At 71.0% G+C, this 12,852-nt stretch carries 10 protein-coding genes; 4 read left to right on the forward strand and 6 right to left on the reverse strand.

All coding sequences use genetic code 11. The features are described 5' to 3' along the window. Positions 1 to 14: 14 nt before the first annotated feature. The 4 genes from ACQPY4_RS12125 to ACQPY4_RS12140 form a co-directional block, all read right to left on the reverse strand. Positions 15 to 836: an SDR family NAD(P)-dependent oxidoreductase gene (locus tag ACQPY4_RS12125; protein ID WP_433335541.1), complete on the reverse strand. Its 822-nt coding sequence runs from the start codon at positions 834 to 836 to the stop codon at positions 15 to 17. A gap of 154 nt (positions 837 to 990) precedes the next feature. Then, positions 991 to 2,469 (reverse strand): flavin-containing monooxygenase, encoded by a 1,479-nt coding sequence (locus ACQPY4_RS12130; protein ID WP_433338896.1) that lies wholly within the window; start codon positions 2,467 to 2,469, stop codon positions 991 to 993. 2 nt (positions 2,470 to 2,471) lie between these two features. Then, positions 2,472 to 3,464 (reverse strand): AurF N-oxygenase family protein, encoded by a 993-nt coding sequence (locus ACQPY4_RS12135; protein WP_433335543.1) that lies wholly within the window; start codon positions 3,462 to 3,464, stop codon positions 2,472 to 2,474. Beyond that, positions 3,461 to 4,159, reverse strand: a complete 699-nt coding sequence (locus tag ACQPY4_RS12140; RefSeq protein ID WP_433335545.1) for a TetR/AcrR family transcriptional regulator — start codon at positions 4,157 to 4,159, stop codon at positions 3,461 to 3,463. The genes ACQPY4_RS12135 and ACQPY4_RS12140 overlap by 4 nt, the downstream gene beginning before the upstream one ends. A gap of 249 nt (positions 4,160 to 4,408) precedes the next feature. On the opposite strand from ACQPY4_RS12140, the gene ACQPY4_RS12145 reads away from it, so the two are divergent. Next, positions 4,409 to 5,158 (forward strand): ABC transporter ATP-binding protein, encoded by a 750-nt coding sequence (locus tag ACQPY4_RS12145; protein ID WP_433335547.1) that lies wholly within the window; start codon positions 4,409 to 4,411, stop codon positions 5,156 to 5,158. Further along, a complete protein-coding gene (locus ACQPY4_RS12150; RefSeq protein WP_433335549.1) occupies positions 5,158 to 7,668 on the forward strand; it encodes an ABC transporter permease in 2,511 nt (836 codons plus the stop codon). Before ACQPY4_RS12145 ends, ACQPY4_RS12150 begins: the two co-directional genes overlap by 1 nt. 51 nt (positions 7,669 to 7,719) lie before the next feature. Here the strand turns inward: ACQPY4_RS12150 and ACQPY4_RS12155 are convergent, their stop codons facing one another. After that, positions 7,720 to 8,922, reverse strand: a complete 1,203-nt coding sequence (locus ACQPY4_RS12155; protein ID WP_433335551.1) for an MFS transporter — start codon at positions 8,920 to 8,922, stop codon at positions 7,720 to 7,722. Between the two features lie 88 nt (positions 8,923 to 9,010). Between ACQPY4_RS12155 and ACQPY4_RS12160 the strand changes: the two genes are divergently transcribed. Both ACQPY4_RS12160 and ACQPY4_RS12165 read left to right on the forward strand, forming a co-directional pair. Next, complete coding sequence (locus ACQPY4_RS12160) at positions 9,011 to 9,460, forward strand: winged helix-turn-helix transcriptional regulator (protein ID WP_433335553.1); 450 nt, start codon at positions 9,011 to 9,013, stop codon at positions 9,458 to 9,460. Between the two features lie 51 nt (positions 9,461 to 9,511). Next, positions 9,512 to 10,723 (forward strand): pyridoxal phosphate-dependent aminotransferase, encoded by a 1,212-nt coding sequence (locus ACQPY4_RS12165; protein ID WP_433335555.1) that lies wholly within the window; start codon positions 9,512 to 9,514, stop codon positions 10,721 to 10,723. 69 nt (positions 10,724 to 10,792) lie between these two features. Here ACQPY4_RS12165 and ACQPY4_RS12170 read toward each other — a convergent pair whose 3' ends face one another. Continuing rightward, positions 10,793 to 12,823, reverse strand: a complete 2,031-nt coding sequence (locus ACQPY4_RS12170) for an ATP-dependent DNA helicase (protein WP_433335557.1) — start codon at positions 12,821 to 12,823, stop codon at positions 10,793 to 10,795. Positions 12,824 to 12,852: the final 29 nt, after the last annotated feature.

A 12,852-nucleotide genomic window follows, 5' to 3' on the forward strand; every position in this document is an offset into this window, starting at 1 on the left:
TCCAGGGTGACGAATCACTTGGTGTCGGCGCGGAGGCGGTCGGCGGCGAACTGTGCGGCTCGGACGGCCAGGGCGGGGTTGAGGCGGACGCCTCGCCAGGCGATGCGGCCGTGGGCGGGGGCGACGATGAGGGCCTTGTTCCTGCGGACGCCGCGCAGGATGTCGACGGCCAGCTTCTCGGCTGTGTAGAGGCGGGGGGACGCCTTCTGGATCTCCTCCTTGGCGTCGCCGCTCATCGCGGTGGCGGGGAGGTCCGGGTTGACGTTGGTGAGCAGCGGAGTGTCGACGAAGCTCGGGCAGACGACGCTGACCTTGACACCGCGTCCGGCGGCCTCGGCGCGCAGGCCGAGAGACAGGCCGACGACGGCGTGCTTGGTGGCGGTGTAGGGGATTCCGGCCGGCATCGGGACCAGGCCCGCGAGGGACGCGGTGTTGACGATGTGGCCCGATCCCTGGTCGAGCATGATCGGATAGGCGGCGTGGACGCCGTGGACGACGCCCTTGAGGTTGATGTCGATCGCGCGGTTCCAGTGGTCGAGGGTGAGTTCCTCGGCCAGGCCGCCGATGGCGATGCCCGCGTTGTTGAACACCAGGTCGAGACGGCCGTGCTCGGCCTTGACGCCCTGGTAGAGGGCGATCACGGCGTCGGCGTCGGTGACGTCGAGGGCGGCGGCGGTGGCCTTGCCCCGGCCGAGGGTGTTGAGCTTGTCGGCGACGGTCCCGGCGCCGTCGGCGTTGATGTCGGTGACGACGACCGTGTCGCCTCGGGCCACCAGGGACGTGGCGATCGCCCGGCCGATGCCCGACGCGCCTCCGGTCACGATCGCGATGCTCATGGACGTCTCCGCTAATTGGATGGCCAGTTGAATTGCGCCAGTGTAAGGGGTCGGCGCGACCGTGGGTAGCGACTTGAGTGCGTGTTCCGGCGCTCGGTGTTGCGAGGCCCGGTGTTTCCGAGCCTCGGTGTTCCGAGGCTCGGTGTTCCGAGGCTCAGCCGTGGACGATCTCGAAGTCGTCCGGGTCGAGGCGGCGGGTGCGCAGCCAGTAGTTGACCGTGGAGGCGGGCCAGGCGGCGCGGTTGACGCCGTTCTCGTCCAGGTACCAGCTAGTGCAGCCTCCGGCCACCCAGACGGCGCCTTCGGATTTGCGCTGCACCCAGGCGTTGAAGCGGTCCTGGACGGTGTCGCGCACGGTGATGCGCCCGGTGCCGTCCAGCATTCTCAGGCACTGGAGAACATATCTGACCTGCGCCTCGATGATGAAGATCATCGAGTTGTGTCCGAGGCCGGAGTTGGGCCCCAGGAGCAGGAAGAAGTTGGGGAAGCCCGCGACGGTGACGCCCAGGTGGGCCTGGATGCCGTCCTTCCACGCCTCCTGGATTCGCAGCCCGCCGCGCCCGGTGATGTGGGCGTCGGCGAAGGCGTCGGTCACGTGGAAGCCGGTGCCGAAGATGATCGCGTCGACCTCGTGCTCGCGGCCGTCCCGGGTGACGATGGAACGCTCGCGGACCTCGGCGATGCCCTCGGTGGTCAGCTCCACGTTGGGACGGGTGAGCGCCGGATAGTAGTCGCTGGAGACCAGCGTCCGCTTGCAGCCCATCGTGTAGTCGGGGGTCAGCTTGCGGCGCAGCTCCTTGTCGCGCACCTGGTGGGCGAGCTGCGCCTTGGCGAGCCCGCTGGCGATCTTGAGCAGCCGGGGGTTCTTGAACCCCAGGACGAAGCTCTCCTGCATCAGGTAGATCGCGTCGCGGTAGGCCCGCTGGACGCCGGGCACGCGGCGGAACAGCCGCTGCTCGGTCCTGGTGATGCGGCGGTCGGGCTTGGGCAGGATCCACGGCGGCGTCCGCTGGAAGACCGTGAGCTTGGACGTGCGCTCGGCGATCCGCGGGATGAACTGGATCGCCGAGGCGCCCGTCCCGATGACCGCGACGCGCTTGCCGGAAAGGTCGTAGTCGTGGTCCCACTCGGCCGAGTGGAAGGTGCGCCCGGTGAAGGACGCCAGGCCCGGCAGGTCGGGCACACTCGGCTGGTGGAGCGGTCCCATCCCGGCGGCCAGGGCACGGCCCCGGACGACCTCCTCGCCCCCGTTGACCAGGACGCGCCAGGTGCCGGAGTCGTCCTCGTACTCCGCGCCGGTGACCTCGGCGCCGAAGCGGATGTGCTGGGCGAGGTCGTACTCCTCGACGAGCTCCTTGATGTAGTCGAGGATCTCCGACTGCCGGGGGAACATCCGCGACCAGTCGCGCTTGGGCGCGAACGAGTAGGAGTAGAGCAGCGACATGATGTCGCACGCGCACCCCGGGTAGGTGTTCTCGCGCCAGGTGCCGCCGACCTCGTCGGCCTTCTCCAGGATGACGAAGTCGTGCGTGCCGGACTTCTTCAGCGCGATCGCCAGCCCGAGCCCGGAGAACCCGGTGCCGACGATCACGACCGTGAAGGGGCCGCCGGGGCCCGCCGCGGGCGTCAGCATCGTCACGCGGCCTTGGCGCCGGGCTTGCGGGGCGCGTCCCAGATGCCGAACGCCTTCCAGAGCTGACGGTTGGGGAGCGTGATCAGGTCGAGCTCGGCCATCAGGTCGCGGATCTTGCCCACGCAGTCGCGGATCTGCGCGCGCGACTCCTCGGTGTCGTAGGCCTCGCGGACGACGTCCTTGGGGATGTTGAACCGCCGCACCAGCGGGCCGGGCGGCGAGAGCATGATCCGGGCCATGATGCCGAGGATGATCGGGGTGACGAGCCCGAGGATCCGCCGCCGGATCGGGTTCATGTTCGGCACCCGGTGCTTGAGGTAGTGCCGGGCGAAGGAGATGTGCCGGGCCTCCTCGGCGATGTGGATCTTCATGATCGTCTCTTCGAGCGGGTGCTTGATGTGCCCGCCCTTGAGCGACTTGCGCTGGACGAAGTCGATCGGGTCCTCGCCGCCGAGCACGAACACGAAGAACAGCTCGGTGTTGACCAGCGGGATCCAGGGGGCGACCTGCGCGACCGCGCTGAGCGACCGGGGCATCCCCTTGATCGGCATCTTGGTGCGGTTGACGAACTCCTGGAACATCATCCCGTGGTGACATTCCTCGGTCGTCTCGTGGTAGACGTACCGGAACTCCGGACGCCCGTTGGGCAGCCGGTAGGCGTAGTTGAGCAGGCCGCGCTTGAGCAGGTTCTCGAACTGCAGCCCGATCTTCATCGCGGTCGCCACCCGCCACAGCCCGATCTGCGCCTGGATCTCCGGCGGCTGCGCCTTGTACCAGTCGCTGGCCCCCAGGGGATCGGTGGCGGGCGACAGGATCCACCGCGGGTCGTTCTTGTCGACCTGGAAGTCGGGGTCGTCCCACGGGATGTCGCGGTAGGCCTCCCAGTGCTTGTCGACCGACGCCTTGTTCAGCCGGTCGATCACGCCCAGATAGGACTTCTTGTCCTTGACCTGCGCGCGGACTTCCTCGGCGAGTTCGGTGGGTGCCTGGGTCATGACTGCGCTCCCTCTGGGGTGGTGTCGTTCGTCTTCGGGTCGCCGGGGTCCGGTATGACCAGCCGCGCGATCATCTTGAACTGGGCGAGGACGGCCTCCTGGTGCCCCTCGCGGTCGTCGTCCAGCGCGTTCTGGACGGCCAGGCCGACGAACATCGCGAAGACGCCCCGCAGCATGTTCGGCACGAAGTCCTCGGGCAGGGCGTTCTGGGGGAACAGGCGTCCGAAGGTCTCGGCGATGACCTCCAGGATCCGCTCGTTGAGGTCGACGCACAGGGGACGGAGCTCGTCGTCGGTGCGCGCCGCGACGGCCAGTTCCAGCAGGGCCCGGGCGGGAGGGGCCCGGAAGACCTCCCACAGCAGGTCGAGGGCGCCCTCGACGTTGCGCCGCTCGGGCGGGAGCGTGGCGAAGGCCGAGACATAGGCCAGCCGCTGCGCCTCCAGCAGATGCTCCAGCGCCGCCGCGACCAGCAGCATCTTGGTGGGGTAGTGGTGCTGCTGCGCCCCGCGTGAGACGCCCGCGCGCCGGGCCACCTCGGTGGTGGACGTGCGCGACCAGCCGAGATCGACCAGGCACCCCATGGTGGCGTCCAGCAGCCGCGCCTGGGTCTGGGACCGGCGTTCCTCCTGGGTGCGGCGGTTCCCGCTGCCACCGGTGCGCCGCCGCCCGTGGCGTCGGCGACTACTTACTGACATGTCTTCGACGGTACGGCGCGACATACAAGCAAGCAAGCCTGCTTGTATGTTGCGCGCATCACAATTGGACACCTTGTCCAAGCGTTGACCTGCGGGAAGTCCCGTGCCTACGCCCGGTGACGTACGCCGGAGCGCCCGCGTGCACCCACCAGCGCAGCACCCATGCCTCTCCTGGCCCGACGACGCGCGGCACACCCTGGCAGGACGATCCCGGCCATGGGAAACACCGCAGAGGCAAGGAAACGAATCATGCAGGCGACGTCGGAGGAGGCGAACGGCGCCGCCCGCACCGTCCGCCTGACCAAGGAGTACGGGTCGGGTGACACGGCCGTGCGCGCGCTCGACGAGGTCAGTGTCGTCCTCCCGGCGGGCAGGTTCACCGCCGTGATGGGGCCGTCGGGGGCCGGCAAGTCCACGCTGATGCACTGCGTCGCGGGGCTGGAGTCCCCGACGTCGGGAGAGGTGTTCCTCGGGGACGCCGAGCTCGGTTCCCTCTCGGACCGGCAGCTCACCCGGCTGCGCCGGGAGAAGATCGGGTTCGTCTTCCAGGCGTTCAACCTGCTCCCGACGCTGACCGCCCGCGACAACATCCTGCTCCCGATGACCCTCGCCGGGACGACGCCCGACCAGGCGTGGCTGGAGACCGTCGTCAAGGCGCTCGGGCTCGGCGACCGCCTCTCGCACCGTCCCGCCGAGATGTCGGGCGGGCAGCAGCAGCGCGTCGCGCTCGCCCGCGCCCTGGTCACCCGGCCGCGGATCGTCTTCGCCGACGAGCCCACCGGCAACCTGGACTCGCGGACCGGGGGCGAGGTGCTGGCCATGCTCAGGGAGGCCGTGGACGACCTCGGCCAGACCGTCGCGATGGTCACCCACGATCCCGTCGCGGCCGCCGTCGCCGACTCGGTGATCTTCCTGGCGGACGGCCGGGTCGTGGACATCATGCCCGAGCCGACCGCCGACCGCGTCCTGGACCGCATGCGCGACCTGGGGAGCCACTGATGCCCGGCCTGATCTTCACCGAGCTCTGGGGACGCAAGCGGCGCCTGGTCGGCTCGCTCTTCGCCGTCTTCCTCGGCGTCGCGATGCTCACCGGGACGCTCGTCCTCGGCGACACCCTCATCAAGGGCATCGAGGGCAGCGTGTCCCGCGCCTACGCCGGCACCGACGTCACCGTCCGCAACTCCACCAGCGTCACCACCGAGCCGGGACGGCTGCGCGGCGAGATCGACGCCTCCGCCCTGGACCGCGTCCGCGCGGTCGACGGCGTCGCGCACGCCGAGCCGGTCATCCAGGGGTCGGGACAGCTGCTGGCCAAGGACGGCTCCATCCTGGAGGTCCAGGGGCCGCGCAACGCCGGGAACTGGCTGTCGGACCCCGCGCTCAACCCCTACCGCATCGACGAGGGACGCGCCCCGCGCGGACCCGACGAGGTCGTGATCAACAAGCGGTACGCCAAGGAGGGCAAGCTCGGCGTCGGCGACCGCACCGCCGTGCTGACCCCGCGCAAGGTCCCGGTGACGGTCGTCGGGATCAGCATGTTCGGCGAGGACGAGGCGTTCGGCGGGACGTCCTTCACCGCGTTCTCCCTGGAAGGCGCCCGCAAGCACATCACCCCCGACCCGAACAGGATCTCCGCGGTCGTCGTCCGGGCCAAGGACGGAGTCGGCCAGGACGCCCTGGCGGCGCGCGTGAAGCCCGTCCTCCCCGCCGGTTCCGAGGCCATCACCGGCAAGGCTCTCAGCGACGAGAGCACCGACCAGATCGGCGCCACCTTCGCCGACCGGTTCCGCGTCTTCCTCGGCGCGTTCGGTGGCGTCGCGCTGCTCGTCGCGGCGTTCAGCATCCACAACACCTTCGCCATCACGGTGGCCCAGCGCGTCCGGGAGTCGGCGCTGCTGCGGGCGCTGGGGGCGGGACGGCGCCAGGTCCTGACCATGGTCGCGGCCGAGGCGCTGCTCGTCGGCGTGATCGCCACATTGGCCGGGCTGGCCGGTGGGCTCAGCATCGCCTCCCTGCTGAAGATGGCCCTGTCGCAGATGGGCATGGGCCTGTCGTCCCAGGGGCTGGTGTTCAGCGCCCGGACGATGCTGATCGCCGTCCCCGTAGGGCTGCTCGTGACGCTGGTGTCGGCGCTCGGACCGGCGCTGAAGGCGTCCCGGGTGGCGCCGCTGGCGGCGCTGCGCGAGGTCGCGTCCGAGCCGGCCCGCTCGTCGGAGACCCGCGTGATCGTCGGCGCGGTGCTCGGCGCCGTGGCCGTGGGCGCCGTCATCGTCGGAGCCCTGAGCGAGCAGGGCGGCCTGACCAGCATGGGCGCCGTGATGACCATGGTCGTGATGGTCGTGCTCGGCCCGATCGCGGCGCGTCCGGCCGCCGCCGTCGCGGGAGGCCCCGCCGCCCGCCTGCGCGGCGTCCCCGGGATGCTGGCTCGCGACAACGCCGCCCGCAGCCCCCGTAGGACGGCTGGTGCCGCCACCGCGCTGATGATCGGCGTCGGCGTCGTCACGCTGCTGACGGTTTTCATCGGGTCGTTCCGGCTGTCGCTGGAGGACCGCGCGGCAGGGTCGTTCCACGGGCAGTTCGTGGTCAACGGCGGCTTCAGCGAGGTCGGCGGCTTCAGCCCGCGACTGGCCGAGGACATCAGCAGGCTTCCTCAGGTCAAGGACGTCGCGGGCGTCGGCATGGGCGCCGTCCGGGTCAACGGGAAGAACGCCGAGATCCGCGTCGCGGACCCGACCAGGCTCCAGCGCGTCGTCGACATGGACGTCGAGCAGGGCTCGCTGGCCGGGCCCGGCACGTTCGCCGTCTCCAAGGACGCGGCCGACGACCGCGACCTGAAGGTCGGCTCCCGCGCCTCGGTCACCTTCGCCGACGGCTCCCGGCAGGACTTCACGGTCGGGGCGATCTACAAGAACGACGACGTCGCCGGCGACTACCTGCTGCCGCGCACCGCCTGGAGCGCCCACAACCGGCAGGTCCTGGACACTCTGGCCTTCATCACCCTGAAGCCGGGCGCCTCCGAGGCCGAAGCCGACCGCGCGCTCACCGCGCTCACCACCCCATACGGGTCGCCGCCCATGGAGACCCGCGACGAATACATCACCGCCCAGACCGAGAACATGAACGGCTTCCTCGGCATCGTCTACGCGATGCTCGCCCTGGCCATCATCATCGCGCTGCTGGGCATCGCCAACACCCTCTCCCTCTCGGTGCACGAGCGCACCCGCGAGCTGGGCCTCCTGCGCGCCGTCGGCGCCACCCGCCCGCAGGTCCGCTCAATGGTCCGCTGGGAGTCGGTGATCGTCGCCCTGTTCGGCACGGCGGGCGGCCTCGGCCTGGGACTGTTCCTCGGCTGGGCCCTCAGCCTGGCCCTGGGCAACCCGTTCGCCGCACCGGCCGTCCAGCTGGTGATCATCGGCCTGATCGGCGCCCTGGCGGGCGTCCTGGCGGCGATCCGTCCGGCGCGCCGCGCCGCGCGCATGGCCGTCCTGGGGGCCATCGCCTCCCCCTGACCCCTCCGCGGCGGGCCGCCCCTCCCAGGGCGGCCCTCGCGGGGGCGGAGGTCATCGGCATCCCTGCGGGGCCGCCTCGCGGGGACGGGCGACCGCACCGGACCGCTCGTGGTGGGCCCACGCGACGAGCCCGAGCACGGCGTACGAGGCGCCCACCAGGCAGGTGGCCCACCAGCCCCAGGTCGTGTAGGCCCAGACGGAGGTGACGGCACCCAGTGCGGACCCCAGGGAGTAGAAGGCCATGTAGGCGCCGATGACGCCGCTGGCGCGGTTCGGGTGCGCCGTGGTCAGCAGGTGCTGGCTGCTGACGTGGACGGCCTGGACGGCGAAGTCCAGCAGCACGATCCCCGCGACCAGCGGCCACAGGGTCGGCTCCGTCCGGGCGATGAGCAGCCAGGACGCCGCCAGCAGCGCGAGCGACCAGCCCGTGATCGGCTGGGCGCGGCCGCCGTCGGCCCACCGTCCCGCCCGGGCGGCTCCGAGGGCCCCTGCCAGACCGGCCAGCCCGAACAGGCCGATCTCGGTGGTGCCGAACGACCAGGGTTCGGCGCCGAGCGGGAGGGCCAGCCCGCTCCAGAGAGTCCCGAAGGACGCGAAGAGGAAGAAGGTGACAAGCCCCCGGCTGAGGAACAACCGGTCCGTGGCGACCAGCCGCGCCATCGCGCCGATCGCCTGCGCGTACCGCACCCGGGACGCTCTCGGGTCCGGGCGAAGGCCCGTGCGGACGGCCACGGCGAGCACGACGCACAGCAGCGCGAGCACGAGGTAGACGGCCCGCCATCCGACCGTGTCGCCGAGAGCCCCCGCCAGAACGCGGGCCCCGAGAATCCCGATCACCACGCCCGAGGTGACCGCGCCGATATTGCGTCCGCGCTCCCCCGGCGCGGAGACGGCCGCGACATAGGCCACCGCGACCTGCACCACGACCGCGAAGAAGCCCGCGATCGCCAGCCCCGCCGCCGCGATCACGCCATTCGGGGCGAGGGCCACCGTCCCCGCACCCACGGCGACGAGCACGAGGTGCCCGGCGACGAGCCGCCGCCGGTCCACCACGTCCCCAAGCGGGACCAGCAGGACCAGGCCCGCGAAGTAGCCGAACTGCGCCGCGGCCGCCAGCCATCCCAGCGACTCGCCCGCCAGCCCCAGCTCGGCGCCCGCGGCTTCCAGCACCGGCTGGATCGCGTACACCGTGGCCACCGCCGCGGCGCACACCACGGCCAGGACGATCCGCTGGGCACGCGTGATCCCGGTCATCCCCACACCCCCAATTGGTTTTAAAATGAAACCATTGAGAGCGTAGGACATAATGGTTTCAAAGTGCAACCAAGCTTGGAGGGGCGCGATGGCCGACAGCGGACCCGGCCGCGACTGGACCGATCCCACCTGCCCGGTCGCCCGGACGATCGATCTCGTCGGCGACCGCTGGAGCCTGCTCATCGTGCGCGACGCCATGGACGGCCCGGCGTCCTTCACCGAGCTGCGCCGGCGGCTCGGCATCGCCCGCAACATCCTCAGCGACCGGCTCCGCAAGCTCGTCGACCACGGTGTCCTGAGCACCAGCCCCAGCGGCAAACGGCATGTCTATGAGCTGACCGAGTCCGGGAAGGACCTGTTCACCACCATCGTGGCGCTGAGACAGTGGGGCGAGCGCCACGCCTTCACCGACGGCGAGCCCCGCTCACGCCTGACCGATGCCGAGGGACGACCGATCGCCGAACTCCGTCCCCGGGGACAGGACGGCACCCCCCTCACCAGCGATGTGACCCACGTGGAGAGGGTCACCGCCTCGTGAGGCCGGGACGTTGTGCCGCCGCCGTCCCGGGGGCGCGATTAGGGTGAGGGCATGCAGGTCAACCAGTCGGGGAAGCTCAGCAACGTCTGTTACGACATCCGCGGGCCGGTGCTCAAGCGGGCCAAGCAACTGGAGGCCGAGGGGCAGCGGATCCTCAAGCTCCACATCGGCAACCCGGCCCCCTTCGGTTTCGAGGCCCCGCCGGAACTGCTCCAGGACATGATCCGCAACCTGCCGGACGCGCACGGCTACAGCGACTCCAAGGGGATCCTGCCCGCGCGGCGCGCGATCGTCCAGCGCTACGAGGACCAGGGCGTCACCGGCCTGGACGTCGAGGACGTCTACCTCGGCAACGGGGTGTCCGAGCTGATCGTGATGACCCTCCAGGCGCTGCTCGACGACGGCGACGAGGTGCTGATCCCCGCCCCCGACTACCCCCTGTGGACGGCGGCCGTCTCGCTGTGCGGGGGAACGCCCGTCCACTACCTGTGCGACGAGTCCGCCGACTGGGCGCCGAGCCTGGACGACATCGAGGCCAAGCTCACCGCCCGCACCCGCGCGCTCGTGCTGATCAACCCGAACAACCCCACCGGGGCCGTCTACACGCGCGAGGTGCTCCAGGGCCTGGTCGAGCTCGCCCGCCGCCGCGGCCTGATCATCTTCGCGGACGAGATCTACGACCGGATCCTGTACGACGGCGCCGAGCACGTCTCCGTCGCGTCGCTGGCCCCCGACCTGCTGTGCCTGACCTTCGGCGGGCTCTCCAAGAACTACCGCGTCGCCGGGTTCCGCTCGGGCTGGGTCGTCCTTTCGGGGCCCAAGCGGCATGCCGAGTCCTACATCGAGGGGCTCGACATCCTGGCCAACATGCGGCTGTGCCCGAACGTGCCCGGCCAGCACGCCATCCAGGCCGCGCTCGGCGGCCACCAGAGCATCCAGGACCTCGTCCTGCCCACCGGGCGGCTCGGCGAGCAGCGTGACCGCGCCTGGAAACTGCTCAACGACATCCCGGGGGTGAGCTGCGTCCGCCCCCAGGGGGCGCTCTACGTCTTCCCGCGCCTCGACCCCGAGATGTACCCGATCGAGGACGACGTCCGGTTCGCCTTCGACCTGCTGGAGCGGCAGAAGATCCTCGTCGTCCAGGGGACCGGCTTCAACTGGCCCGCCACCGACCACCTGCGCATCGTCACACTCCAGCACGCCGACGACCTCGAGGACGCCGTCGGCCGCCTGAGCGACTTCCTCCACGCTCGCCGCCGCTAGCCGCGCGGCGGATCAGGTCGCGAACCGCGGCGCGGTTCGTCCGGCCATGGCGCGACGTGGCGGCCCGGGTCAGGTCGCGGGCGGGGAATCGAGGCGGCGCAGGGCGCCGCGCACCACGTCCGGGTCGGTGGTGGCCCAGAACGGGGGCAGGGACGACTTCAGGAAGCTCCCGTAGCGGGCGGTGGCCAGGCGCGGGTCGAGGACGGCGACCACGCCGCGATCGTCCATCGAGCGCAGCAGGCGCCCGGCGCCCTGGGCGAGCAGGAGCGCGGCGTGCGTCGCGGCGACCTCCATGAAGCCGTTGCCGCCCCGGGCCGCCGTGGCGCGCTGGCGGGCGGACGCGACCGGGTCGTCCGGGCGGGGGAACGGGATCCGGTCCATGATCACCAGGCGTAGCGACGGGCCGGGGACGTCCACGCCCTGCCAGAGCGACAGGGTGCCGAACAGGCAGGTCCGCTCGTCCTCGGCGAACTGCTTGACCAGCAGGGACGTCGAGTCGTCGCCCTGGCACAGCAGCGGGTGCGACAGGTGGTCCTTGAGTTCGTCGGTGGCCTGGCGCGCGGCCCGCATCGAGGAGAACAGCCCGAGCGTGCGCCCGCCCGCCGCCTCGATCAGCTCGGTGATCTCGGTCAGATAGGCGTCGGCGAGGCCGTCCCGTCCCGGCTGGGGGAGATGGCGGGCCACATACAGGATTCCGGCCTTGGGATGGTCGAACGGCGAGCCCACATCGATGCCCGACCAGACGAGCTTGTCCTTCTCGTCCTTGGCCGGCAGCCCCCATTGGCGCGCCAGGGGCTCGAACGACCCCCCCAGTGTGAGCGTCGCCGACGTAAGGACGGTCGTGCGCTGCTCGAACAGCGCCGTGCGCAGCAGGCCGCCGACCCCGATCGGCGCCACATGCAATGTCGGGGGGCGCTTGGGACGCCCGTCCTGCACGAAGGGTTTTTCGAGCCACACCACGTCATGCCGCGCCGCTATCTCGGGCTGGAACGACTCCAACAGACGCACGGCCGTGTCATGCAACTCCTCTAGCGAGGAGCGCGCGGCCTTACGCGCGGCCATGTCGCCTGGGTCGTTGTCCTTCTTCTCTGGGCCGAGCGCCGAAATACAGCCGTGCGCCGCGTCCCGGACGACGGTCAGCGTGTTGCCCAGGGCGGGGGACAGGACGTCCATGCGGCCGTCCGGCATCTCCTCCAGCAGCAGGCTCAGGGTCTCGGCCGACTCCTTGAGCCGGTCGGCCAGCGCCTCCTCGATCAGCCGCCCGCACCGCCGCGCCGTCGTCTCCACAGCCGGTCCGCTCAGATCGCCCGTCGCCACGGACGTGACCCGGTCGACCAGCTCGTGCGCCTCGTCCACGATCACCAGATCGTGCTCGGGCAGCACCTGGAACTCCTCCAGGGCGTCGATCGCCAGCAGCGCGTGGTTGGTCACCACGATGTGCGCCTCGCCCGCCTCGGCGCGCGCCAGCTCGGCGAAGCACTCGGTGCCGTGCGGGCAGCGCGTGGCGCCCAGGCACTCCTTGGCGGTGACCGCGACCTGCCGCCACGCCTGCTCGCTCACCCCGGGGACGACCTCGTCGCGGTCGCCCGTCTTGGTCTCGTCCGCCCACTCGTTCAGGCGCTTGACCTGGCGTCCCAGCGTCGAGAGCTGCTGCGGGTCGAAAAGGCTCGGCCCCTCGTCGGCGTCGTCCGGCACCCCCGTCTGCACCCGGTGCAAGCACAGGTAGTTGCGACGCCCCTTCAAGATGGCGAACTTCGGCTCGACACCGAGCATCGGCTTCAGCGCCTCGGCCAGCCGGGGCAGGTCACGATCGACGAGCTGCCGCTGCAACGCGATCGTCGCCGTCGACACCACCACGGTGGTCTTCTTCTCGACCGCGTGCCGAAGCGCCGGAACGAGATAGGCCAGCGACTTCCCGGTGCCGGTGCCCGCCTGCGCGGCCAGATGCTCGCCCGAGGCGATGGTCTTCTCGACGGCCTCGGCCATCTCGACCTGTCCGGGGCGCTCGGCCCCCCCAATGGCCTGAACAGCGGCCGCCAACAGGGCAGCCGTGTCCGGAATCCGAGTATCGCTGTCGGTCAGCAGATCAGAGGCGGGCACGTCGGCCAACGCTACCCTCCGCGCGGCCC

Source organism: Spirillospora sp. CA-294931, from assembly GCF_050946795.1.
In the GTDB taxonomy this organism is placed as follows: domain Bacteria; phylum Actinomycetota; class Actinomycetes; order Streptosporangiales; family Streptosporangiaceae; genus Spirillospora.